This is a genomic window from Arthrobacter sp. NPDC057009 (genome assembly GCF_042673905.1).
GTDB lineage: Bacteria > Actinomycetota > Actinomycetes > Actinomycetales > Micrococcaceae > Arthrobacter.
The window spans coordinates 36,730-59,202 of the sequence record NZ_JBHUSB010000018.1 but is presented as its reverse complement, the minus strand read 5'-3'; the positions used below and the strand labels follow the sequence as shown (position 1 = coordinate 59,202).

Annotated in this window: 23 protein-coding genes; 7 read left to right on the top strand and 16 right to left on the bottom strand. The window is 67.8% G+C overall.

Annotated features, from left to right (window positions below; genetic code table 11):
• Window positions 1–783: a succinate dehydrogenase iron-sulfur subunit gene (locus ACFTR6_RS17320; protein WP_076798415.1), complete on the top strand. Its 783-nt coding sequence runs from the start codon at window positions 1–3 to the stop codon at window positions 781–783.
• A 105-nt stretch (window positions 784–888) separates the two neighbouring features.
• Window positions 889–1,659, top strand: coding sequence for a S9 family peptidase (locus ACFTR6_RS17315; protein WP_076798416.1), 771 nt, complete (start codon window positions 889–891; stop codon window positions 1,657–1,659).
• On the opposite strand, the gene ACFTR6_RS17310 is transcribed toward ACFTR6_RS17315, so the two are convergent.
• The 13 genes from ACFTR6_RS17310 to glyA form a co-directional block, all read right to left on the bottom strand.
• Window positions 1,616–2,680 carry a YihY/virulence factor BrkB family protein gene (locus ACFTR6_RS17310; RefSeq protein WP_377958801.1) on the bottom strand — a complete coding sequence of 355 codons (1,065 nt, stop codon included), beginning with the start codon at window positions 2,678–2,680 and terminating at the stop codon, window positions 1,616–1,618. The genes ACFTR6_RS17315 and ACFTR6_RS17310 overlap by 44 nt on opposite strands.
• Before the next feature lie 37 nt (window positions 2,681–2,717).
• Window positions 2,718–3,326: a 2'-5' RNA ligase family protein gene (locus ACFTR6_RS17305; protein WP_377958769.1), complete on the bottom strand. Its 609-nt coding sequence runs from the start codon at window positions 3,324–3,326 to the stop codon at window positions 2,718–2,720.
• A 4-nt stretch (window positions 3,327–3,330) separates the two neighbouring features.
• On the bottom strand, window positions 3,331–4,419 hold the full coding sequence (trpS, locus tag ACFTR6_RS17300) for a tryptophan--tRNA ligase (RefSeq protein ID WP_076798419.1): 1,089 nt from the start codon (window positions 4,417–4,419) through the stop codon (window positions 3,331–3,333).
• 18 nt (window positions 4,420–4,437) lie between these two features.
• Window positions 4,438–5,271 (bottom strand): exodeoxyribonuclease III, encoded by an 834-nt coding sequence (locus ACFTR6_RS17295; protein WP_076803502.1) that lies wholly within the window; start codon window positions 5,269–5,271, stop codon window positions 4,438–4,440.
• A gap of 10 nt (window positions 5,272–5,281) precedes the next feature.
• Window positions 5,282–5,839: a hypothetical protein gene (locus tag ACFTR6_RS17290; RefSeq protein ID WP_087873649.1), complete on the bottom strand. Its 558-nt coding sequence runs from the start codon at window positions 5,837–5,839 to the stop codon at window positions 5,282–5,284.
• A 57-nt stretch (window positions 5,840–5,896) separates the two neighbouring features.
• Window positions 5,897–6,730, bottom strand: a complete 834-nt coding sequence (locus tag ACFTR6_RS17285) for an ABC transporter permease (protein WP_076798421.1) — start codon at window positions 6,728–6,730, stop codon at window positions 5,897–5,899.
• Window positions 6,727–7,611, bottom strand: a complete 885-nt coding sequence (locus ACFTR6_RS17280; RefSeq protein ID WP_377958768.1) for an ABC transporter permease — start codon at window positions 7,609–7,611, stop codon at window positions 6,727–6,729. The genes ACFTR6_RS17285 and ACFTR6_RS17280 overlap by 4 nt, the downstream gene beginning before the upstream one ends.
• The gene (locus ACFTR6_RS17275; protein WP_377958800.1) at window positions 7,604–8,566 is read right to left on the bottom strand and encodes an ABC transporter ATP-binding protein; all 963 of its coding nucleotides are present in this window, start codon (window positions 8,564–8,566) and stop codon (window positions 7,604–7,606) included. Before ACFTR6_RS17275 ends, ACFTR6_RS17280 begins: the two co-directional genes overlap by 8 nt.
• Before the next feature lie 128 nt (window positions 8,567–8,694).
• Window positions 8,695–9,003 (bottom strand): SHOCT domain-containing protein, encoded by a 309-nt coding sequence (locus tag ACFTR6_RS17270; RefSeq protein WP_377958767.1) that lies wholly within the window; start codon window positions 9,001–9,003, stop codon window positions 8,695–8,697.
• Between the two features lie 409 nt (window positions 9,004–9,412).
• Window positions 9,413–10,078 carry a response regulator gene (locus tag ACFTR6_RS17265; protein WP_377958766.1) on the bottom strand — a complete coding sequence of 222 codons (666 nt, stop codon included), beginning with the start codon at window positions 10,076–10,078 and terminating at the stop codon, window positions 9,413–9,415.
• A complete protein-coding gene (locus tag ACFTR6_RS17260; RefSeq protein WP_377958765.1) occupies window positions 10,075–11,271 on the bottom strand; it encodes a sensor histidine kinase in 1,197 nt (398 codons plus the stop codon). The genes ACFTR6_RS17265 and ACFTR6_RS17260 overlap by 4 nt, the downstream gene beginning before the upstream one ends.
• Before the next feature lie 117 nt (window positions 11,272–11,388).
• Window positions 11,389–12,288 (bottom strand): bifunctional methylenetetrahydrofolate dehydrogenase/methenyltetrahydrofolate cyclohydrolase, encoded by a 900-nt coding sequence (locus ACFTR6_RS17255; RefSeq protein WP_076798427.1) that lies wholly within the window; start codon window positions 12,286–12,288, stop codon window positions 11,389–11,391.
• A 3-nt stretch (window positions 12,289–12,291) separates the two neighbouring features.
• Window positions 12,292–13,596 (bottom strand): serine hydroxymethyltransferase, encoded by a 1,305-nt coding sequence (glyA, locus tag ACFTR6_RS17250; RefSeq protein ID WP_076798428.1) that lies wholly within the window; start codon window positions 13,594–13,596, stop codon window positions 12,292–12,294.
• Window positions 13,597–13,897: 301 nt separating this feature from the next.
• On the opposite strand from glyA, the gene purU reads away from it, so the two are divergent.
• The 4 genes from purU to ACFTR6_RS17230 all read left to right on the top strand — a co-directional run bounded on the left by purU (window position 13,898) and on the right by ACFTR6_RS17230 (window position 16,306).
• Window positions 13,898–14,758, top strand: coding sequence for a formyltetrahydrofolate deformylase (gene purU / locus ACFTR6_RS17245; RefSeq protein WP_377958764.1), 861 nt, complete (start codon window positions 13,898–13,900; stop codon window positions 14,756–14,758).
• Window positions 14,759–14,830: 72 nt separating this feature from the next.
• A complete protein-coding gene (locus ACFTR6_RS17240; protein ID WP_377958763.1) occupies window positions 14,831–15,190 on the top strand; it encodes a class I SAM-dependent methyltransferase in 360 nt (119 codons plus the stop codon).
• 204 nt (window positions 15,191–15,394) lie between these two features.
• Complete coding sequence (locus ACFTR6_RS17235; protein WP_076798431.1) at window positions 15,395–15,715, top strand: multidrug efflux SMR transporter; 321 nt, start codon at window positions 15,395–15,397, stop codon at window positions 15,713–15,715.
• A gap of 66 nt (window positions 15,716–15,781) precedes the next feature.
• Window positions 15,782–16,306, top strand: coding sequence for a gamma carbonic anhydrase family protein (locus ACFTR6_RS17230; RefSeq protein WP_377958762.1), 525 nt, complete (start codon window positions 15,782–15,784; stop codon window positions 16,304–16,306).
• A 67-nt stretch (window positions 16,307–16,373) separates the two neighbouring features.
• On the opposite strand, the gene ACFTR6_RS17225 is transcribed toward ACFTR6_RS17230, so the two are convergent.
• Together ACFTR6_RS17225 and ACFTR6_RS17220 are read right to left on the bottom strand one after the other, a co-directional pair.
• The gene (locus ACFTR6_RS17225; protein WP_377958761.1) at window positions 16,374–18,104 is read right to left on the bottom strand and encodes a flavin monoamine oxidase family protein; all 1,731 of its coding nucleotides are present in this window, start codon (window positions 18,102–18,104) and stop codon (window positions 16,374–16,376) included.
• A 30-nt stretch (window positions 18,105–18,134) separates the two neighbouring features.
• Entirely contained in the window at window positions 18,135–19,673 is a 1,539-nt protein-coding gene (locus ACFTR6_RS17220) for an amino acid permease (RefSeq protein ID WP_377958799.1), read from the bottom strand.
• A 102-nt stretch (window positions 19,674–19,775) separates the two neighbouring features.
• Here ACFTR6_RS17220 and ACFTR6_RS17215 point away from each other — a divergent pair, with 102 nt between their 5' ends.
• On the top strand, window positions 19,776–21,635 hold the full coding sequence (locus ACFTR6_RS17215) for a PucR family transcriptional regulator ligand-binding domain-containing protein (RefSeq protein WP_377958760.1): 1,860 nt from the start codon (window positions 19,776–19,778) through the stop codon (window positions 21,633–21,635).
• On the opposite strand, the gene ACFTR6_RS17210 is transcribed toward ACFTR6_RS17215, so the two are convergent.
• Window positions 21,632–22,453: a nitrilase-related carbon-nitrogen hydrolase gene (locus ACFTR6_RS17210; protein WP_377958798.1), complete on the bottom strand. Its 822-nt coding sequence runs from the start codon at window positions 22,451–22,453 to the stop codon at window positions 21,632–21,634. The two genes, ACFTR6_RS17215 and ACFTR6_RS17210, sit on opposite strands and share 4 nt — an antisense overlap.
• Window positions 22,454–22,473: the final 20 nt, after the last annotated feature.

The window sequence follows — 22,473 nt, the reverse complement described above, 5'->3', positions numbered from 1 at the left end:
ATGTCCGCTGAACTTGCTGAGCCAGCCTCCAAGATCGAACTTCCCGCCGGTGTTGGCGGCGGCGGGGAAATCCCGACATTCGACATCACCATGCGCGTTCGCCGCTATGACCCCGAGGTTTCCGGCGAAGCCCGCTGGGACGACTTCAAGCTGACCATGTACGGCACGGACCGTGTTCTGGACGCGCTGCACAAGGTCAAGTGGGACGTGGACGGCAGCCTGTCGTTCCGCCGTTCCTGCGCCCACGGCGTCTGCGGTTCCGATGCCATGCGCATCAACGGCCGCAACCGCCTTGCCTGCAAGACCCTGCTGAAGGACCTGGACACGTCCAAGCCCATCACCGTTGAGCCCATCAAGGGCCTGCCGGTGGAGAAGGACCTGATCGTGGACATGGAGCCGTTCTTCCAGTCCTTCCGCGAGGTCATGCCGTTCCTCATCAACAAGGGCCACGAGCCCACCAAGGAACGCCTGCAGTCCGTCGAGGACCGTGAGCGCTTCGACGACACCACCAAGTGCATCCTGTGCGCCGCCTGCACCTCGTCCTGCCCCGTGTTCTGGACCGACGGCCAGTACTTCGGCCCGGCAGCGATCGTGAACGCCCACCGCTTCATTTTCGACTCCCGTGACGACGCCGGCGACATGCGCCTGGAGATCCTCAACGACAAGGAAGGCGTGTGGCGCTGCCGCACCACCTTCAACTGCTCCGAGGCATGCCCCCGCGGCATCCAGGTCACGCAGGCCATCGCAGAGGTCAAGCAGGCCATCCTGGCCCGTAAGATCTAGGGACCGCTGACCAGCGGATAAAAGAGTACGACGGCGTCGCCCACCCCGTGCGGAAAACGTACGGTGAGCGGCGCCGTCGTTGTTTTACAAGCAAGGAGAAAACAGATGCACCGCTCCGAGAAAGTCTCCTTCGAAGGCACCACCGGTGAGCTGCTCTCCGGCATCCTCGATGTGCCGGAAGGCCCGGTGAAGGGCTGGGGCGTCTTCTCGCACGGCTTCACGCTGGGCAAGGACAGCCCTGCGGCGTCCCGGATGTGCAAGGCCCTCGCGGACAACGGGATCGGCATGCTCCGGTTCGACAATGTGGGCCTGGGCGGCTCCGCCGGGCAGTGGTCCGCGGGCTCCTTCAGCCACAAGGTGGCGGACACGGTGCGCGCGGCGGAGTACATGCGGGCCGAGGGGCGGGCCATTTCCCTGCTCGTGGGGCATTCCTTCGGCGGCGCCGCTGTCCTTGCGGCGGCGTCCGAAATCCCTGAACTCGACGCAGTTGCCACGGTGGGTGCACCCTTCTCCCCCAAGCACGTGGCGCACGTCTTCGATGCGGCCCTGGACAAGATCCTCAGCGAAGGCAGCGCCGAGGTGGACCTGGGCGGCAAGCGCGTGGAGATCCGCCGGCACTTCGTGGAGGACCTGGAGAACGCCGACCTCACGGACTGCATCCGGCGGCTGCACAAGCCGCTCATGGTCCTGCACTCCCCCACGGACAACACCGTGGGCATCGAGAATGCCAGCACCATCTTCCAGACCGCCCGCCATCCGCGGAACTTCGTCTCGCTGGAGGGCAGCGACCACCTGCTGACCGGCAAGGGCCAGGCAGCACGGGCGGCGAAGATTATCGCGGCGTGGGCCGACCAGTACCTCGACGCCGGACACTGACGCCCACGGGGCGAGGATGATCGGCCGGATGGTGCCGTTCCACCGGCGTCTTTCCGGGCTGCACCTGCCGTGCACCCCAGCCGGTGGTTTTGGCTGCCGGAGCGGCCTTCAGGTCCTCCTCGCGGATGGCCGCCCAGGACGCGGACACGAGGTAGACCTGGCTGACCAGATTGAACCAGATCAGCAGCCCGATGATGATGGCGAACGGCGCCAGGATCGGGTTGCGGCCAGCCCCGGCGAGCAGTTCCGTGCTGAAGACCTGCAGGACCGTGGTGCCCACGCCAGCCAGGATGGTTCCCTCCAGCAGCGCCCGCCGGGAGAGTTTGAGGCCGCCGGCCAGCCGGAACATGATGAGCGCGGTGATCCAGTTCAGGACAAGCGGCACGGCGATCTTGACCAGCGCCGCCACAGGTCCGGCCACCGCCCGGTCCAGGCGCAGTTGCTCCATCGCCCAGCCCGCCGCAGTGCCGAACACGAGGGACGCACCGGAGCTGATGACCAGGGCGACGCCGAGCAGCAGCAGCGTCCCGGCGTCGCGCAGTTTGATAACCACGGGATTCAGCCGAAGCGGGCCCAGCATCATCACACCGCGCAGACCCTCGCGGAGGCCGGCGATCCAGCCGAGGGACGTGATGACGGTGACGATCGCGGCGATGACCGCCGTCCACCCCAGCCCGTCGGGGTTCAGGAGGTCCTTCGGGTCCACCAGTCCCTCGCCGCCGTCGACCTTCAGCAGGCCCGGGGCGCTTTCGGCCACGCTGGCAACGATCCGGTCCAGGAGCGCCGGCTGGCCCCGGAGCACGAGGCCCGCGATGGAGAAACCGGTGGTCAGCAGGCCGGTGATGGAAAAGAACATGTTGAAGCCGGTGCCGGCACTCATCAGCGGCCCGTGCTGCAGCGTGTAGTGCTGCCAGGCCCGCATGGGGCGGAAGGCGTTGAGGCGGGCCTGGAGCCACTGGACCAGGGCCATGAGCTGCGGAAAGGCGCCCTTGCCGGACCGGCGGGCTTTGCCCCACTCCACCCGCTTGCGGATGACCTCCAGCTTCAGCTGCGCGCGCTCAGTGGGCGGCGGTGGCGCCGTCGGCGTTTGGTGCTCGGATGGCGTCCCGTTCGTCGTCTGGTTCGGTACCAAAGTCAAGCTCTTCCCGTAGCTGCCAAATACCGTCGGTGTCGTGCTCATAAAGTCCCATGCTAACCACCGGGAAGGTTGCCCTGTAGTCCTGCAGCACCGTTTCGGCCTCATCGAGGCTTTCCGGTGCGACGTCGTGGGCAATGGTCACATGCGGATGGTACGGAAAGGGCAGCTCCCGTGCCAGCGGCCCGGTCTGGAGCTTCTCGTGCAGATCAACGCACTCCTGGAAGCCCTCCTCCACGTTGATGAAAACCACCGGGGAGACGGGCCGGAAAGATCCCGTTCCGCAGATGGTCACCATGAAGGGGGCCTGCGTCCGGGCCACCTCGCGCACATGGTCCCTGGCCGTCTCCCAGTCCTGCGTGGGGGTGGTGGTCACGAGGGTGATGTGCGCAGGGATGACGGTGGCCATGGGGTCCCCGAAGGAGGCCCGCCACCGCTGCAGTTCCTCAGCGATTTCAGGCGGGAAGCCCAGAATGACCCCGAGGCTCATTCCTTCGCTGACTCCGCTGTTGGCGGGCTTCGGGGCCGGCATCTTGCTAACGGGCTCCGGCATATGGAAGGAAACCGGTCTTGGCATAGACGTCCTGGAGGGTCTCGGCGGCAATCGCACGGGCCTTGTCCGCGCCGTGGGCCAGCAGGCGGTCCAGCTCCGCAGGGTCCGCCAGCAGTTCGTTGGCACGGTCGCGGATGGGGGTCAGGTGTTCGGTCACCGCTTCGGCGAGGTCCACCTTCAGGTGGCCGTACATCTTGCCTTCGTAGGCTTTGACCAGTTGCTCCACGGTCTGCCCGGTGATGCCCGAGTAGATGGTCAGCAGGTTGGACACGCCGGGCTTGGTTTCCCGGTCGAAGCGGATCTCCGTCTCGGCGTCGGTCACGGCGGACTTGATCCGCTTGGCCGTGACCTTGGGGTCGTCGAGCAGGTTGATCAGGCCGGCGGGCGACTCCGCGGACTTGGACATCTTGGCCGTGGGAAGCTGCAGGTCGTAGATCTTGGCCGATTCCTTCTGGATGAAGGGTTCCGGAACCGTGAACGTCTTGCCGAAGCGCGAGTTGAACCGGGTGGCGAGGTCGCGGCTGAGCTCCACGTGCTGGCGCTGGTCCTCGCCCACCGGAACGCCCTGCGGCTGGTAGAGCAGGATGTCCGCGGCCTGGAGGATCGGGTAGGTGAACAGGCCCACGCTGGCGGAGTCCGAGCCCTGCCGGAGCGACTTGTCCTTGAACTGCGTCATGCGGGAAGCTTCGCCGAAACCCGTGATGCAGTTCAGGACCCAGGCCAGCTGGGCGTGCTCGGGCACCTGGGACTGGACGAACAGGGTGCACTTGTTGACGTCCACGCCGCCGGCGATGTACTGGGCCGCCGTGACGCGCGTCCGCTTAGCCAGCTCCGCGGGGTCCTGCGGAACGGTGATCGCGTGCAGGTCCGGGATGAAGAAGATGGCGTCGTACTCATCCTGCATCCGTACCCAGTTCACGAGGGCGCCGAGGTAGTTCCCCAGGTGCAGGGAGTCGGCGGACGGCTGCATGCCGGAGAGGATGCGGTGGCGGATTCCGGCAGCAGGCCCGGTGCCGTTTGCGGCTTCCGGCTGCGCAGCGGCGGCGTCGGTCACGGTTGGGGTGGAAGTCATTCGTCGAAGCCTTTGGAACTAGAGCCGGTAGTCCACTACCAGCGGGGCATGGTCAGAGAAGCGGGTGTCCCACGACGGCGCCCGGTCCACGACGGCCTGCACTGCGGCGGCCGCGAGGTCGGGGGTGGCCAGGTGGTAGTCGATGCGCCAGCCGGTGTCGTTGTCGAACGCCTGGCCGCGCTGCGACCACCAGGTGTAGGGGCCGTTGACGTTGCCCGCCAGGCCCCTGTGAACATCCTTCCAGCCGATCTCCTCACCGAAGAAGCGGTCAAAGTAGGCACGCTCCTCCGGCAGGAAGCCGGCACGCTTGACGTTACCCTTCCAGTTCTTGATGTCCAGCTCGGTATGACCGACGTTCAGGTCACCGGTGACCAGGGCGTGGTCGCTGTGCTTGGTGAGCTCGGGCAGGCGGGTGCTCATGACATCCAGGAAACGGTATTTGTCGTCCTGCTTGGGGGTGCCGGCCTCGCCGGAGTGCACGTAGGCGCTCACGACGGTCAGCTGGGACGCGTTGCCTTCGGCGTCGCGGACCCGGAAGTCCGCCTCCACCCAGCGGCCGGCCGTGGCGAAGTAGTCGTCGCCGATGTGGTCGCGGGTGACCAGGGGCTCCTCACGGGAGGCGATGGCGACGCCGGCACGGCCCTTGGCCTCTGCTTCGGCGTGCAGGATGTACCACCCTTCGCCGATGAGCTGGCGGACGATGGCGTCAGGTGCCCGGACTTCCTGCAGCGTGAGGATGTCCACTTCGCGGGTCGCCAGCCATTCGGCCATGCCCTTTTTGTAGGCAGCGCGGAGGCCGTTGACGTTGACTGTTGCGATGCGAAGGTGGTCCTTCTTCAATGCCGAGCTCACCCGTCCCACTCTAGTCGATGATGGTTCCGGTCACGGGCTCGCCGGAGCCACCGGACGACTTGATCATGTCACGGGCGTTGGTGGCGGTGATTTCGATGGTCTCCAGGGCGCGGCGGATGGTGTCCTGGTCCGCGGCTGCGCCCTTGGCCCGCTCCTGCTCCACCACGCGCACCTGCACCTGCACGATCTTGAAGGAGTGGTCGAGCTTCATGTCGCGGAGTTCCTCCGCTTCACCGCGTTCGCGGACCAGCCGGGTTCCGCCCTGGTCTGCCGTGGCAGGCGCGCGGCCGGTTGCCGCGTTGAACGCGTTGTGCGCCTCGTTGAGCTTCGCCCCGGCCTTCTTGGCCGCCCGCTGGATGCTGAACACCACGAAGGACGCCAGCGCCAGCCAGAACAGTGCGATGACAGCAACGACCCAGCCGACGACGTCGTTCTGGTTGGCGGCGAAGATCACTGCCACCAGGAAAGCGGTGATCAGGACCAGCAGGCCCGGGCCGCTGATGCGGAACATGGAGAACCCTCCCCGGCCCGGGGTGGATGAAGACTTGGAGCTGCCCAGAGATTGCATGGAGCTATTCTCTCAAATCCCCGGAGCTCCCCAGGACGCTTCCACCGGCGGCGAACGCTACTTGAGGAAGAGGCTGCGCAGCCTGCCGGTGGTGAGCATGAGACCCAGCACGATCATCACCAGGTAGTAGCCCACGTGGATGGCGGTGGCCGGTGTGAAGGAGGCGGCGCTGATCTGGCGCAGCAGTTCCACGCCGTGCCACAGGGGCATGGCCTGGATCAGCCACTGGATGTACTGCGGGTAGACGCTCAGCGGATAGAAGGTGGCGCTGAACAGGAACATCGGCAGCATGATGAAGTTCACCCAGTCCATCTGCTGGAAGGTCTTCATGAAGCTGGTGATGCCCATGCCGAAGCTGGCGAACCCGAAGGCGATCAGCACCGACGCCGGGATCATCAGCAGCGCCCAGGGGGTGGTGATCAGGCCCATCACGCCCATGACCGCCGTGAACCCGGTGGCGTACAGCAGGCCGCGCAGCAGGGCCAGGAAGATCTCCCCGATGGCCACGTCCAGCGGTCCCAGTGAGGTGTACAGCATCCCCTGGTAGAGCCTGGCGAAGTTCATCTTGAAGAAGACGTTCCAGGTGGAGTCGTACACCGCCCCGTTCATGGCAGAGACCGCCAAGAGCGCCGGTGCGATATACGCCGCGTAGCTGATCTCCTGGCCGCCCGGGCCGGCGACAGAGCCCACCACGGCCCCCATTCCGACGCCCATCGAAATCAGGAACAGCACCGGCTCGAAGAACCCGGACAGCATGACCAGCCAGTTGTTGCTCTTGGTGGCCATCAGCCCGCGCCCGATCACCGCGCGGGCGTTGCGCGAGTACAGCGGGCCGAAGCGCCGGTTCCGGGCTTCCTCCGTGACAGCGTGGCCCTGCGTCAGGACTGTCACTGCCCCATCCTCCTCGCGAATTGGCGCTCGGTGAGGAGCCAGCCGAACCAGGCCAGCCCCAGCAGGAACAGGACATGGAGGATGGTCAGCACCGGGGATTCCTCGTAGCCGAACGTCATCACCCGCCCCAGCTCCGTGCCGTGCCAGATGGGCGAGATCCAGCCGATCCAGCGGACCAGCACGGGCAGCGTGTCCAGCGGGAAAAACGTGCCGGAGAACAGGAACAGCGGCATGACGATGAACCGCATCACCATCGCGAACTGGCCTTTGTCCTCCTTGATGGATGCCGCGTAGGCCATGAGCGGCAGGCCGAAGGAGAGCCCGGCCAGGGTGGCCACCAGCACTGAAACCCAGCCCCAGCCGCTGGGCGATGCGCCGAACATGGCCACGAGGACGAAGTAGATCACGGACTGCAGCAGGAACCGCAGGGTGACCGCGATGATCTGCCCGGCCGCGATCTGCTCCGGGGTCAGCGGCGAGGCGTGCGGCCCGTAGTAGACCCGGCGCCACTTGAAGCCGTCCATCACCGGGAACGTGAACTCGTTGGCGGCGGTCATGACCGCGGCGGAGACGAGCAGGGCCGGCGCGATGAAGGCGATGTAGCTGACCTCGCCGAACGCTGCGGCGCCGTTGGCGTCCACCAGGGTGGCCAGGCCGACGCCCATCGCGAACAGGTACGCCGCGGGCTGGCCCACGCTGTACAGGAAGATGGACCAGCCGTAGCCCTTCATGACGCGCAGGACCTGCTCGGCGTAGTAGAAGGCGCCCCAGCGCCGCGCTTTGGCGGCCGACACCTCAGGAGGGTGGGCGCGCAAGGTGCGTCCCGCCGTCGGACTTTCCGGTGAACTGACGCCGGCGGAGGCAGGCGATGGCTCAGTCAATGAGGCTCCTGCCGGTGAGCCGGAGGAACACGTCCTCCAGCGAAGACCTGCGCACCAGCGAGGTCAGCGGCCGCAGCCCGCGTGCGGAGACTTCCTCCAGCGCCGCCTCGCCGTCGTGTGTGTAGATCAGCACCCGGTCCGGCAGCGTCTCCAGGCGTTCGCCGATGCCCTCGAGCTCGGCGCCGATGCTGGCGTTGCGCTCCGAACCGAACCTCAGCTCCAGGACCTCCCGCGTGGAGTAGTCGCGGATGAGCGATGCCGGCGAGCCCTCGGCCATGATCCGGCCCTTGTCCACCACGATCAGCCGGTCGCACAGCTGCTCTGCCTCGTCCATATAGTGGGTGGTGAGGATGAGCGTGACGCCCTGCTCCTTCAGCCGGAACAGCCGGTCCCACAAGATGTGCCGTGCCTGCGGGTCCAGGCCGGTGGTGGGCTCGTCCAGCAGCAGGATGCGGGGCTCGTTGATGAGCGAGCGGGCGATGGTGAGGCGGCGCTTCATGCCGCCGGACAGGGCATCCACCTTGGACTTGGCCTTGTCCGTCAGCTGCGCGAACTCGAGCAGTTCGTCGGCCTTGGGCTTGAGGTAGCTCATGGGCAGGCCGAAGTAGCGGCCGTAGACCAGCAGGTTGTCCCGGACCTTGAGTTCCTCGTCCAGGTTGTCCTGCTGCGGCACCACGCCCAGGTGCGCGCGTACCTCGGGCCCGTTCCGCTCGGGGTCCAGCCCCATGATGGTCAGGCGCCCGGAGGTCCGCTGGGACACCCCGCCGATCATTTTCATGGTGGTGGACTTCCCCGCGCCGTTGGGCCCGAGCAGCCCGAAGGACTCCCCCGCCGGAACGCTGAAGGAAATGCCGTCGACGGCGGTGACGTCGCCATAGGTCTTGGTCAGGTTCTCCGCGGTAATCACGTACCGCGGCGCGGCGGGCACCGCGGGCCCTGTTTCTTGAGCGGGCACAGGCTTCTTGGACGTTCCTTCGGCGGAATGGAGTTCGGGCACCCCATTACGCTAGTACGCGGCGTTAGCCAAAGGAATAGCTAAATCTCAAAACCTCCGAGCAGCAACGGGGCCCACACCCGCCGCGGTTATCGGCGGTTTCCCCGCGGGCTGCCCCGCAGGACCTCGAGCCGCTGGCGGTATTCGGTCTCGTCAATCTCGCCCCGCGCGTAACGCTCCCGCAGGACGCTTTCCCCGCCGCGGGTGGTGGCCCACTCGTCGTTCCTGCGCCACGTGCGCCTGGCGAAGAAGATCAGCAGGCCAATGACCAGGATCCAGAACAGCGGGAACACCAGGAACCACGGCCAGTAGCCTGCGCCCCAGGGGCCGTGGGCGACGGAACCGGCCAGGAACTGCGCCGGCTGGACGGCGAAAACGGTGGCTAGGGATGAAGTCATGTCATGCTCCAAAAATTCGGTACGGGCCGTCTTTCGGCTCTGCTTCGAGTCTGGCTTTCCGACGGCGGCGGGTCGTCCGACGCCGGGAGTCACCTTGGGTGCCGCACGTACTCCGCCGGGAGGCAGCCTCCTGCTGCCCCAGCCGATCCAATCTTTATGGACCCTCTCTCACTCCCTGCAGGTTTTAAGGCGATCCTCTCTCACTCCCTGCAACTTTCACGGCGACCCTCTCTCACTCCCTGCCGCCTCCCGGTGACGACGCCTGTACCGACTGATAGAGCGTCGGCGCAAAACCTGCAGCTAATGAAAGAGGATCGGTGGTTTTGGTGCAGGGAGTGAGAGAGCGTTGGGAGCTGGCCGTCCGGTTCTGCTGCCCTCCGCCGGGAGGCCGAAGCTGGCGTCTGCAGCCCTATCCTGCCCAGCCGGGGCGGACAAGGCCCGACTCGTAGGCCAGCACCACGAGCTGGGCCCGGTCGCGCACCAGCAGCTTGGTCATGATGCGGGACACGTGGGTCTTGGCGGTCAGCGGGGTGATCACCAGCCGCTCCGCGATCTCGGCGTTGTTCAGGCCCTCGCCCACGAGCTTCAGGACCTCGCGTTCGCGTTCGGTGATGTTCTCCAGGGATACCGGAGCCGCCGTGGCCCGGGACTGCAGCGCCAGCTGGGCCATGATCCGGCGGGTGACCGACGGCGAGAGCAGGGCGTCGCCGTCGTGGACCACGCGCACGGCGCGGAGCAGCTCCTCGGGTTCGGTGTCCTTCACCAGGAACCCTGCTGCCCCGGCCCGCACCGCCTCCGCAATGTATTCATCCAGTTCGAAGGTGGTGAGGATGATGATGCGCGTGCCGGCGAGGCCGCGGTCCGCCATGATTTGCCGGGTGGCTTCCAGGCCGTCCGTCCCGGGCATCCGGATGTCCATCAGCACGACGTCGGGACGCTCCCGGGAGGCGAGGCGGACGGCGTCGCCTCCCGTGCCGCACTCGGCCACCACCTCCATGTCCGGTTCGGCGTTCAGGAGCGCCCGGAAGCCGGCCCGGATGAGTGTCTGGTCGTCGGCCAGCAGGATGCGGATCATCGCGTCTCCCGTTCCGGCTCCGGCGGCAGCCCTGCCAGGGACCCGGCCAGCGGAATCACCGCCCGGACCCGCCAGCCGGGGCGCGGCAGCGCAGGGGTCAGCGGCGCCAAGGAGAGCGAACCGCCCACGGCGGCCGCCCTCTCCCGCATCCCCGTCACACCGTTGCCTTCCGGCACTCCGGCGGCCCCGGCGCCGTCGTCGTCAATGGTCACGGTGAGCTGCTTTCCGGGCTTCCCGTCCGGTGCCGTGCCCTCCAGTGCCAAAACGACGGCGGCCTTCCGGGCCCCGGAATGGCGCACCACGTTGGTCAGTGCCTCCTGGACGATCCGGTATGCGGCCTCCTGGACGGTGTCCGGGAGCTGCTGCACGGCGGCTGTGTCCGGCTGGGTCAGGCCGACCTCGAGCCCGGCGCGGCGCGCGTCATCGGCAAGCGCGGGAACGCGGTCCAGCCGGGGCGGCGGCGCGGGCTTCAGCGGGGCGTCCTCACGGAGCACGCCCAGAAGCTGGCGGATCTCGGCCAGGGAATCCTTGCTCGCCGCCTTGATGGCCTCCAGTGCCGGGCGGAACTGGGCGGGGTCCTTCTCCCCCAGGTGCAGCGCCACGGAGGCGCGGACGTTGATCAGCGACAGGGAATGGGCAACGACGTCGTGGATGTCCCGGGCGAGGGCCAGCCGGTACTCGTCACGGGCAGCCTGTTCGCGGGCCTCACGCTGGCGGCGGCGTTCCGCCACCCGTTCGGTCCGCAGCCGGATGCCCTCCCCCATCAGCACGAGGATGGCCAGCCATGACGTGCCGGCAAACGCCCGGACCAGGGCGAACTCGTCCCCGCTGGCCGCCGCTGCTGCCACCAGGACCGATGCACAGGCGCCGGCTACGGCCCAGGTCTGCCAGCGCTTCCCCGCCGCGGCGGAAAGCACGAATGCCAGCGCCAGGGACAGGAACACCGGGCCCCAGGCGTAGCCGAGGGCCAGGTACGCCCCTACGGAGGCGGCCGCGGCAGGAAGCATCACCAGCGGGGCGCGGCGCCGCAGTGACAGGGAGGCGGGCCCGGCCAGCAGCAGGACGAAGCCAAGGGCATCCGGCGCCCGGTGGTCGGGCTGCCGGGCGGAAGCGAAGACCGTGCCCACCACCTCGATGACGGCCACCGCAACCACGATGGCCGCTGTGGGCGGTCCCCGGAAACGGCGCTGCATATCTCCGAGCCTAGCCGGGAAGGCAGTGCCCGTCGTCGGCTTAACGGCGTAGGGAGCCTACTCCCGGAGGAGTAAGCTCCCTACGCGCCGTTCGCGCCCTAACCTCGCAAGCTCAGGCTAGGAGATCCCCGCCTGGCGTTCCGCGGTTTCCACCACGTTGGCCAGGAGCATGGCGCGGGTCATCGGACCCACACCGCCCGGGTTCGGGGACAGCCAGGCGGCGACGTCGGCGGCATCGGGGTGCACGTCCCCGGTGACCACCGCCTTGCCGCTGCCGTCGTCAACGCGGCTCACACCGACGTCGAGCACGATGGCACCGGGCTTCAGGTCCTCCGCCTTGACCAGGTGCGGCACACCAGCCGCAGCGATCACGACGTCGGCCTGCCGGAGTTCGGCGGGCAGGTCGGCGGTGCCGGTGTGCGCCAGCACCACGGTGGCGTTGACGTCCTTGCGGGTCAGCAGCAGGCCCACCGGCCGGCCGATGGTCACGCCGCGGCCAACCACGAGGACGCGCTTGCCCTTCAGGTCAATGCCGTGCCGGCTGAGCAGTTCCACGCAGCCCTTTGGGGTGCAGGGCAGCGGGGACTTCATCGGTCCGCTGATGTTGGCCACGAGCCGGCCCAGGTTCATCGGGTGCAGGCCGTCGGCGTCCTTGTCCGGATCCATGGCCTCCAGGATGACGTCCTGGTCGATGTGCTTGGGCAGCGGCAGCTGGACGATGTAACCCGTGCAGTCGGGGTTTTCGTTCAGTTCGCGGACCACGTCAAGGAGCTCGTCCTGGGTGGTTTCCTCGGGCAGGTCGCGGCGGATGGAGTTGATGCCCACCTCGGCGCAGTCCTTGTGCTTGCCGCCCACGTACCAGGTGCTGCCGGGGTCAGTCCCCACCAGGATGGTGCCCAGTCCCGGGGTGACGCCCTTGGCCTTGAGTGCGGCCACGCGTGCGGTCAGCTCGGCCTTGATGGCAGCGGCGGTAGCCTTGCCGTCAAGGATCTGCGCGGTTTTTGCGGTTTCAGTCATGGATCACCACTGCTCGTGCTGCGGGTACAGCGGGAAGTCGGCTGCGAGCTTGTCCACGCGGGCCTGCAGGGCTTCAACGTCGGTGCCGGAGCCGGCCTTCAGCGCGGTGGCGATGATTTCGGCAACCTCCGTGAACTCGGTGGCGCCGAAGCCGCGGGTGGCCAGTGCCGGGGTACCGATGCGCAGGCCGGAGGTGACCATCGGCGGGCGGGGGTCGAACGGCACGGCGTTGCGGTTGACGGTGATGCCCACCGAGTGCAGGAGGTCCTCGGCCTGCTGGCCGTCCAGCTGGGAGTTGCGCAGGTCCACCAGCACCAGGTGCACGTCGGTGCCGCCGGTGAGGACGGAGACTCCGGCTTCGGCGACGTCGGCCTGGTTCAGGCGGTCGGCGATGATCTTGGCGCCTTCCAGGACGCGCTCCTGGCGCTCCTTGAATTCCTGGCTGCCGGCGATCTTGAAGGCCACGGCCTTGGCAGCGATGACGTGCATCAGCGGCCCGCCCTGCTGGCCCGGGAAGACGCTGGAGTTCAGCTTCTTGGCCCACTGTTCCTTGGCGAGGATCACACCGGAGCGGGGACCGGCGAGGGTCTTGTGCACCGTGGAGGTCACGACGTCGGAGTGCGGCACCGGGCTCGGGTGCAGGCCTGCTGCGACGAGGCCGGCGAAGTGGGCCATGTCCGTCCAGAGCAGGGCGCCGACTTCATCGGCGATGGAGCGGAAGGCTGCGAAGTCGAGGTGGCGCGGGTAGGCGGACCAGCCGGCGATGATCACCTGCGGCTTCTCGGCGATGGCCTGCTCGCGCAGCTTGTCCATGTCCACCCGGAAGCTGTCCTGCTCCACCTGGTAGGCGGCAACCTGGTAGAGCTTGCCGGAGAAGTTGAGCTTCATGCCGTGGGTGAGGTGTCCGCCGTGGGCCAGGGACAGGCCCAGGATCTTGTCACCGGGGTTGATCATTGCGGAGAGCGCGGCAGCGTTGGCCTGCGCGCCGGAGTGCGGCTGGACGTTGGCGTACTCGGCACCGAACAGGGCCTTGACCCGGTCGATCGCCAGCTGCTCGGCGACGTCAACGTACTCGCAGCCACCGTAGTACCGGCGGCCCGGGTAGCCCTCTGCGTACTTGTTGGTCAGCACGGAGCCCTGGGCTTCCATGACCGCGCGCGGGGCGAAGTTTTCGGAGGCGATCATTTCCAGGGTGCCGCGCTGGCGGCCAAGCTCCTGGTCCAGGACCGCGGCGATCTCGGGGTCGAGTTCGGCCAGCGGCTGGTTGCTGACGGAGGAGGTGCTAACGGAAGTCGGTGAAGTGGTCACGAAGAACTCCTGGCTAGGGATGGGCACTGCTAAAGGTCAGGCTACCGGCTGGAACGTTGCTCCGCCCCTCGTTGACCATCATCCGGAAGAGTTCCGGGCGCAGGTCCATATAAGGGCGCCGCAGCGCACTGGGTGGCTGCTCTTCGAAAAGCAGCGCTACCGGCAAAACATGACCCTCGGCCCAGGCGTACGATCCGTGGTCTTCGTGAGTGCCGCTCCCTGGTGGTTAGCCACCCAAACGCCAGTTGCGACGCCACCACACTATCAAAAGCGGGACCAACGCGCGGGTAGGCTGTTCTTCGTGAATGAAGACCAGCTCGCCAAATCGTATGTCGTTACCCTCTCCTGCCCTGACCGCCCCGGAATCGTGCACGCCGTTGCCGGCGCCCTGCTCGTGGCGGGCTGCAACATCATGGATTCCCAGCAGTACGGCAGCGAGACCACCGGCACCTTCTTCATGCGCGTGGAAGCCACCACCAAGGCCTCCCAGAACGAGGTGGTCGCCGCCCTGGAACCCGTGGCCGAAGCCTTCGGCATGCAGTGGACCCTGAACCCCGTGGGCCGCAAGGTCCGCACCCTGCTGATGGCCAGCAAGTCGGCCCATTGCCTGAACGACCTCCTGTTCCTGCAGCGCTCCGGGACCCTGCCCATCGAGATTCCCGCGATCGTCTCCAACCACCGCGACCTGGCCGGGCTGGCCGAGTTCTACGGCATCCCGTTCCACTACATCCCGGTGACGCCCGAGACCAAGGACCAGGCCGAGGACCAGCTGCGCAAGATCATCGCCGAAGAGGGCGTCGAACTGACCGTCCTGGCCCGCTACATGCAGGTCCTCTCCGACGACCTCTGCACCGAGCTGACCGGCAAGGCGATCAACATCCACCACTCCTTCCTGCCGTCCTTCAAAGGCGCCAAGCCGTACCACCAGGCCTATGCGCGCGGCGTGAAGCTGATCGGCGCCACCGCGCATTACGTCACCGCCGCGCTGGACGAGGGCCCGATCATTGAGCAGGAAGTCATCCGGGTCAGCCACTCGCGGACGGCGGAGCAGCTGGTGCAGATGGGCCGGGACGTGGAAGGCCGCACCCTGGCCCAGGCCGTGCAGTGGCATGCCGAACACCGTGTGCTGCTGGACGGCAACCGGACGGTCGTCTTCAACTGAGCAACCCCTTCGCCGCCGCGGTCCCTTCGTGGGTTCCGTGGCGGCGGCTTTTAACCAAGACTGGTTAACACGATGACTCTGCTGACAGAAACTTCGCTGGAACCATTCATCGCCCTGCTCAAGGCCCAGGGCAGGCACGCCGTGCTGGACGTGTGCTGCGGCCCGGGCGACGACGGGCTCAGGTTCGTCCAGGCTGGCATCCACTACACGGGCGTGGATCCCTTCGACGGCAACGTCCGGTACGCCATGGCCCGCCGCTTGAGCGTGTCGGTCGCAGATCCGACGTCCCTGCCCTTCGCCGCGAACACATTTCCGGCGATCTGGGCGGTCCAGTCGCTGGAGGGCCTCACCGCGGAGGAGGCTGACGACGTCGTCCGGGAGCTTGAGCGCGTGGCACAACCGGGTGCGCCGATCGCCGTCGTTCTGCCCTGACGCTGTCTTCTCCGGCACTTTGCTGTCTCCCCCGGCACCTGCCGGCATGGGCGCGGCACCTGCCCGCATGGCCCCGGCATCCTGCCTTCCACGTTCATCCGATTCCGATGCGGCGTGTCCGGCCGCTTAGGATGGAATGTTTCGCCGGGCTCTGCTGGCGGCACGCCGGCAACTGTTCCGGCGGTGGGGAAAGGACGAATCTTCGTGGGGTATGTCTATCTGGCGCTGGCGATCGCTGTGGAGGTTCTGGGCACCAGCCTGCTGAAGTCCACGGAAGGATTTACCCGGCTGTGGCCCAGCGTCTTGTGCCTGGGTTCGTATGGGGTGGCCTTCGTCCTGCTGTCACAGGTGGTCAAGAGTGTGCCGGTCGGGGTCGCCTATGCCCTGTGGTCAGGCCTCGGAACGGTTGCCATCGTGGCCATCGGCGCCATGTTCCTCGGTGAAGAGCTGAACCTGACGAAGATCCTGGGCATCGGCCTGGTGGTGGCCGGCGTCGTCGTCCTGAACGTCGGCGGAGCCCACTGACTGTACTCCGGCGGGAGCGCCAGCCGGGCGGGTCCGATGCGTCATTGGTGTCCTAGGCTTGGGGGCATGGCTCCCATTTACCCCTTTGCCGGTGACACCCCGGACATCCACCCTTCCGTTTTCGTTGCGCCGACGGCGTCGGTCATCGGCCGCGCCACGCTCGCCGAGGATTCCAGCGCGTTCTACGGCGTTTCGGTCCGCGCGGACACCGCCGCCATCACCGTGGGCGCCGGCAGCAACCTGCAGGACAACGTGGTGCTGCACGCCGACCCCGGCTTCCCCTGCAGCGTCGGCGCCCGTGTCAGCGTCGGGCACAGCGCCGTCGTCCATGGCTGCACCGTCGAGGACGACTGCCTTATCGGCATGAGCGCCACCATCCTGAATGGAGCAGTGATCGGCGCCGGCTCGCTCGTGGCGGCCGGCGCCGTCGTGCTGGAAGGGACGGTAGTCCCGCCCCGCTCGCTGGTGGCCGGGGTCCCGGCCAAGGTGCGCCGCGAACTCAGCGATGAGGAGTTCGACGGCGTGAAGGGCAACGCCGCGCACTACCGCGACCTCGCCCAGGCGCACCGGGAGATGCACGCGCCCAGGTAGGCCGCAGCACAGGGTGTTCCCGGCGCCGGGAACGCCCTGACGTGCTGCCTGGCTGGGTGCCCCGGGCTTAGTCCAGGCTGATCGGGCCCAGTTCATCCAGCAGGTCGCCGGGCCCGGGGTTGCCGGGTGCCGAGGAGCCGCCGAGGTGGTTCACCACGCCCCACACCGCGTTAAGGCCCGTGGTCACGGCGCCCTCGGCCCAGCCGGCGGTGAACGAGACGTCGTCGCCGGCGAGGAAGATGCCGCGCTGGCTCTCCGGCAGCCTGTCCTGCTTGAAGTGCGTGAACAGCCGCTGCTGGTAGCGGTAGTGGCCGGGCAGGTTCGCCTTGAAGGCGCCCATGAAGTTGGGGTCGGCCTCCCAGGAGACGGTGATGGGCTGGCCCACGATGTGGCTGGCGATGTCCACCCCGGGGTAGATCTGCTCGAGGGAGTGCAGCATCAGCTCCACCCGTTCATCGGCGTTGAGCGCCAGCCACTTCAGCGCGTCGTCGTTCCACGTGTAGGACAGCAGGATCACGGCGGGCTGGTCTGGTCCGTTGTCCAAGAGGTAGGTGGCGCGGTTGAGCCGGTCCGTCAGGGTCATGGACAGCACCTCCCTGCCGGTTTCCGGGTCGATGTCCTTCCAGAACGGCCGGTCCACCATCACGAACGTCTTGGACGACTGCATGTAGTGCGAGCGCTCGATCGCCGTCCACAGCTCGGCCGGGAACAGTGCCTCCTCCGTATGGATCCGGGTGGACAGCAGCCACGACTGGCAGGTGGTGACCACGGCCGGGTAGGACGCTTCCCTCCCCCACCGCTCACGGACGCGGAGGTTGCCGTCGGCGTCGCGGCTGATCCGTTCGACGGCGCCGCGCGGCGAGCCGGAGTGCAGGGACGCCAGGGACGTCCCCTCCGGCCAGTGCACCATGCCCGACGGCGTGTGCCGCCACAGTGCCTCCGGGAGCCTTTGCGCTCCGCCGGCGATGAGGCGGTGATGGTCGTCGGCGTCGGTGTACACGACGCGCAGGATTTCCAGGATCGAGTTGGGGAAGTCGGTGTCCCAGCCGCCGGTGCCGAAGCCGACCTGGCCGAACGCCTCGCGGTGCGCGAAGCCGGCCTTCCGGAACGCGTTGCTGCTGGCGATGAAGCCGTAGAAGGTCTCCTCGTCGAGCTCCGGGAGAAGCTCGTTCCACAGTTCCTTGATCCGGGCCGTGTCCCGCGCCCGGATGGCCTCCTGCATCTGCGTGAACTGCGCGCCGTCGTTCACGGCGGCCTTCCAGGCGTCGGCCACTTCGCGGAAGAAGGGCGGCAGGTCCGCGGAGGTGTTGGCGTAGTGTTTCTGCCCTGCCAGCTCGATCACGGTGCTGGAGGTTGCCGGGGCCAGGGGGTTGGGGAAGTCCTGCGTTTCCAGCCCCAGCAGGTCAACGTAGTGGTAGAAGGCCTTGCCGGACACCGGGAACCGCATGCCGCCCAGGTCCGCCACCACATCGGGAGCCGCCGGGAAGCTGGCGGTGCGCAGGCGTCCGCCAAGCTGGTCCGCTTCATACAGCACCGGACGCAGCCCGAGCTTCATCAGCTCGTACGCAGTGACCAGCCCGGACAGCCCGGCGCCCACCACGGCGACCTCGGTGCCGTGCAGTTCCGGCGGGACCGATCCCAGTCCGTCCGGGTGGGACAGGTAGTGGTCGTAGCTGAAGGGGAAGTCCGGGTTCAGCATGGTCACCGGGGCCTGGTCCGGCACCCCGGCACCGGGCAGGCCGGGCGAGGTGGTCACGCTGGACGGGTCAGAGGCCGGCAGTTCGGTAGCGGTTGTCATGGAAGGTCTGTCTCCGTGGTCTCGTGTTTTTTACTGGTGGAAGGTTGTCTGGTCAGCGGATGCAGGTGCTGGGGAAAAATCACGGCCGGATAGTTCACGGTATTCCTCCTGCCCCAGCGCGGCTACCCGCGAGTGCCGCCTGCCGTAGCCGAAGTAGGCGGCAAGGCCCACGAGCATCCAGACCCCGAAGGTCACCCATGTGTCAGCGCCCAGGTTGGCCATCAGGTAGACGCACATCAGCGCGCCCAGGATCGGTGTCAGCGGGAACAGCGGAACCCGGAAGGTCCGCCGGAGCTCCGGCTGCGTGCGGCGGAGGTAGAGAACTGCCACGTTCACCAGGGCGAACGCGAACAGGGTGCCGATGCTGGTGGCGTCGGCGAGCGCCCCGAGCGGGACCAGTCCGGCGGTGAGCGCGACGGCGGTTCCCACGATCAGCGTTCCGGCAACCGGGGTGCCGGTCCGGTGCGAGACACGGCCAAAGACGCGGGGAACCAGTCCGTCGCGGGACATGGAGAGCAGGATGCGGGTCTGTCCGTAGAGGACGGTGAGCACAATGCTGGCGATGGCCAGGACCGCTCCGACGGCGAACATGAGAGCGATCCACGGCTGTCCGGTGATTTCCTCAAGGATCTTCACTAGTGAGGCCTCGGTGCCGTCGAACCAGCCCCACGGGCGGGCGCCGATGGCTGCAACGGCAACCAGCACGTAAATGGTGGTGACGATCAGCATGGAGAGCATGATGGCCCTGGGCAGGTCTCGCTTCGGGTTGCGGGCCTCCTCGCCCGCGGTGGAGGCGGCGTCGAAGCCGATGTAGGAGAAGAACACCCGCGAGGCGGCGGCGGAGACGCCGGCTGCCCCCATCGGCAGCAGCGGCTCGAAGTGGCCGCCGTTGAAGGCGGTGAAGGCCACGGCACAGAAGAAGACCAGGATGCCCACCTTGACCACCACGATCGCGGTGTTGATCCACGCACTTTCCTTGGCGCCGCGGACCAGCAGAACCATGGCCAGCACCACGATCACCATGGCCGGAATGTTCACCAGGCCGCCGTCGCCGGGAGGCTGTGACACCGCATCCGGCAGCACCTGCCCGAAGACCGCCAGGGTTTCGTTGACGTACTGTCCCGCGCCCACGGCCACCGCCGCAACGGAGACGGCGTATTCGAGCACGAGGCACCAGCCGCAGATCCAGGCCATGCCCTCCCCCATGGTGGCGTACGTGTACGAATAACTGGATCCGGCGGCAGGCACCATGCCGGCCATTTCGGCGTAGGACACGGCGGACAGCAGCGCGGCGAGGCCAGCGATGGCGAACGAGATCCAGATGGCCGGCCCTGCCAGCGGCACGGACTCGCCCAGGATCACCAGGATGCCGGTGCCGAGGGTGGCTCCCACGCTGATCATCGTCAGCTGCAGGACCCCGAAGCTGCGCACCAGCCGGGTTCCGCCATGGCCCGTCTCGGCTTCCTGCACGATCTGCCCGATCGGCTTGCGGCGGAGCAGCTGGGCTGCCAGTCCGGGGCGGCCGGCCTGTAGTGGAGGCCGCTGTCCTGCTTGGGTGGGCACAGTCATCATTGACGTCCGTTCGTGAGTAGTTGGGGGCTTTCCGTCGTTCCAGACTAGGCATGTGAGTCACCTCTCAATGCTGTGCAAAATGACCTAGAGTGTTCTGGCATGGGACGTAATGCACAACAGGCCGGTGCGCCCGGCGGCACCGGCGACACCCCTTCCGCCGCCGGTTCGGCCGCTGAACATCAGGGCGGTGTCACCCTCGACCAGCTCCTGGCACGGCTGCCCGCCGGGCTGGAGCTGGTTCACGACGGCGGCAACGGCTCTGGCGTGCTGCGGTGGGTTGAGCCGAGTGAGCTGGAGGACCCCACGCCCTACCTGCTCGACGGCGAGTTCCTCCTCACGGCGGGCCTGCCCTTCGTGGGCGGCGCAGGCGGAATGCGGGACCGGGGCGCAGGCGGCCGCGCGGCCAGTGAGGGGACGGAAGACGGTGCGATGGGCGCCGCGGGTGCCGTACCAGCCGGCGCCGGGGGTGACGGTGCGATGAGCGCCGCAGGTGACGCGGCCGCCGTCGACGCCTACGTCCGGCGCCTGGTGAAGGCCGGAGTCGTGGCACTCGGCTTCGGCCTCGAGCCGTACTTCAGCTCCGTCCCAGAGACCGTGGTGGCCGCCTGCGTCCGGCACAACCTGACCCTCCTGCAGGTGCCGAGCACCATCCCGTTCGCCGCCATTGGCCTGGAGTTTTCCCGGCTCCTCGAGTCGGACAACGCCAAACTGTTCCGGCACCTCGCGGACACCAACCGGCAGCTGATGCGTGCTGTCCTGTCCGCCAGGCCCGAACACGAACTGCTCGCCGCTCTCGCCCAGCGGGTTCCGGTGTGGGCCATGCTGATCGGCGCGGACGGTCGGGTTCGCGCCCGGGCAGGCTCCGGCGTCGAGGTTGCCGCGCTGCAGCCGCTGCTGGGCCGGCTCCTGGGCGGAAGCGGTCCCCGTGTGGAGATGGATTCCCTGGACCGCCCGGGGTCCGGTCTCGTGTTCGGGCATCCGCTGCGGAGTGCGCGCGATGCCAACCTCGGCGCGCTGGTGCTGGGCACTGACGCCCCGCTGACGCCCGCGCAGAACAGCGTGGTCTCCTCCGCCGTCGGGCTCCTGGAGCTCCTGGTCCGGCAGCGGACCAGCGGATCGCTGGCGCCGAGCCAGCTGGCAACGTCCCTGCTGCTGCACCCGGACAGCCTGTCCGCCGGCGGGGCGCGGCACATCAACGGTCTCCGGGACCTGCTGGCCCAGAGTACGTCCTCCACGCGGTCCGCCCAGCTGCGCGTTGTGCAGGGAGTCCGGGCAGCGCAGCACATTGGAGCCCAGGGCGCCGGAATTCAAGACACCGGACAGGAAGGCGCCGGGGCGCAGGTAGCCGGTGCCGTGCAGGGCATCCGGCCGGACAAGGCCGCCGGACGCGCCGGCGAAAGCCCGGTCCGTGAGCTGCTGCAGTGGCGCCGCCTGTTCGACACCAAACTCGTGGAGCTCACGGACTACGGGTTCGCTGCGATCACCCGGCTCAGGGTGGACGATGCGCTGCTGGCCGAAGTCGAAAAGCTGGGGTGGCGGCTGGTCATCGGGGCCCCCAGCGAGCTCACGGACCTGAGCAGCGCCTACCAGCGGGTGACGGCGTTGCGGCAGCGCGTCCAGACCACCGGCAAGAGCGCGCGGGTGGGTGAAGTGACGTGGACGGTCACCGGACTGCTCGGCCAGGAGGCCGGAACGATGCTGGCCGGCCGGCTGCTGGAGCCGGTGCTCAGCCAGGACAGCGAACGCCGGACCGCCCAGCTGTCCGTGCTGAAGGCATGGCTCGGCGAGAACGGCAACTGGGATGCCACCGCCAAAGCGCTGGGCCTCCACCGCAACAGCGTCCGCCGGCAGATCAATGCGGTGGCCGAGCTGTTGGACACCGACCTGAACCAGGCGCAGGTGCGGGCCGAACTCTGGATTGCGCTGCAGTACGTGGACGATCTGCAGGCCGGCGCTTAGTCCTGCGAAGGCTTTGCGGCGCCGGGCTTTTCCCAGGCCCGGTAGACGTCGGGCCGCCGTTCGCGCAAGTAGGGCACGGCGTCCCGCGCCCGGCGGGCCGCTTCGGCGCTGACCTCGGCATACACAAGCTCCTCGCCGCGACCAGCAGAGGCCAGCAGTTCGCCGTCCGGTCCGGCAATGACGCTCCCGCCCAGGAAGGTGCAGCCGTCCTCCTGTCCGGAGTGGTTGGCGTAGGCCACTGTCAGCTGACTCTCCAGCGCCCGGGCCCGCAGCAGCACCTGCGGAACCGAATCGAAGCCGTGGGCCAGTGCGGTGGGGACAAGGAGCAGGTCGGCGCCCGCCGCGGCGGCCGCGCGCACTGTCTCCGGAAACTCCACGTCGTAGCAGATGGCCAGCGAGGCTTTGAGGCCGCCCAGATCGACGACGGCGGGGGCTGCTTCCGCGGGGCTGAACGCTTTGCGCTCCTCCGGGCCAAAAAGGTGGACCTTGGCGTAGCTGAGCAATTCGTTCCCGGCGTGGTCCAGGACTGTCGCGGTGATCTGCCACTCGCCACCGGGCGCAACAGCGGGCAGGCTGTAGACGAGGGCAATCCGGTGCTTGGCGGCGATGCCTGCCAGAGTCCGCCGGAGGCCGGGCAGGGTCCCGGGGTCCAGCTCGGCCCGGACACGCAGCGGGGCGTAGCCCACCGGGAAAAGCTCGGGGGTCAGCAACACCCCGGCGCCAGCTTCCGCGGCCGTCCGCGCCGCCCGGTCAATGGCGGCGCAGTTCCGCTCGATGTCCAAAACACTGGAGTTCGCCTGCATCAGCGCCAGCTTCACCGTGATCACCTCAAGTCTTC

Excerpts from the sequence above, each read along its gene's own strand:
- ACFTR6_RS17320 (WP_076798415.1), top strand. The coding sequence starts at position 1 with ATGTCCGCTGAACTTGCTGAGCCAGCCTCCAAGATCGAACTTCCCGCC.
- ACFTR6_RS17315 (WP_076798416.1), top strand. The coding sequence starts at position 889 with ATGCACCGCTCCGAGAAAGTCTCCTTCGAAGGCACCACCGGTGAGCTG.
- ACFTR6_RS17305 (WP_377958769.1), bottom strand. The coding sequence starts at position 3,326 with ATGCCGGCCCCGAAGCCCGCCAACAGCGGAGTCAGCGAAGGAATGAGC.
- trpS (WP_076798419.1), bottom strand. The coding sequence starts at position 4,419 with ATGACTTCCACCCCAACCGTGACCGACGCCGCCGCTGCGCAGCCGGAA.
- ACFTR6_RS17290 (WP_087873649.1), bottom strand. The coding sequence starts at position 5,839 with ATGCAATCTCTGGGCAGCTCCAAGTCTTCATCCACCCCGGGCCGGGGA.
- ACFTR6_RS17270 (WP_377958767.1), bottom strand. The coding sequence starts at position 9,003 with ATGACTTCATCCCTAGCCACCGTTTTCGCCGTCCAGCCGGCGCAGTTC.
- ACFTR6_RS17265 (WP_377958766.1), bottom strand. The coding sequence starts at position 10,078 with ATGATCCGCATCCTGCTGGCCGACGACCAGACACTCATCCGGGCCGGC.
- ACFTR6_RS17260 (WP_377958765.1), bottom strand. The coding sequence starts at position 11,271 with ATGCAGCGCCGTTTCCGGGGACCGCCCACAGCGGCCATCGTGGTTGCG.
- ACFTR6_RS17255 (WP_076798427.1), bottom strand. The coding sequence starts at position 12,288 with ATGACTGAAACCGCAAAAACCGCGCAGATCCTTGACGGCAAGGCTACC.
- ACFTR6_RS17240 (WP_377958763.1), top strand. The coding sequence starts at position 14,831 with ATGACTCTGCTGACAGAAACTTCGCTGGAACCATTCATCGCCCTGCTC.
- ACFTR6_RS17230 (WP_377958762.1), top strand. The coding sequence starts at position 15,782 with ATGGCTCCCATTTACCCCTTTGCCGGTGACACCCCGGACATCCACCCT.
- ACFTR6_RS17225 (WP_377958761.1), bottom strand. The coding sequence starts at position 18,104 with ATGACAACCGCTACCGAACTGCCGGCCTCTGACCCGTCCAGCGTGACC.
- ACFTR6_RS17220 (WP_377958799.1), bottom strand. The coding sequence starts at position 19,673 with ATGACTGTGCCCACCCAAGCAGGACAGCGGCCTCCACTACAGGCCGGC.
- ACFTR6_RS17215 (WP_377958760.1), top strand. The coding sequence starts at position 19,776 with ATGGGACGTAATGCACAACAGGCCGGTGCGCCCGGCGGCACCGGCGAC.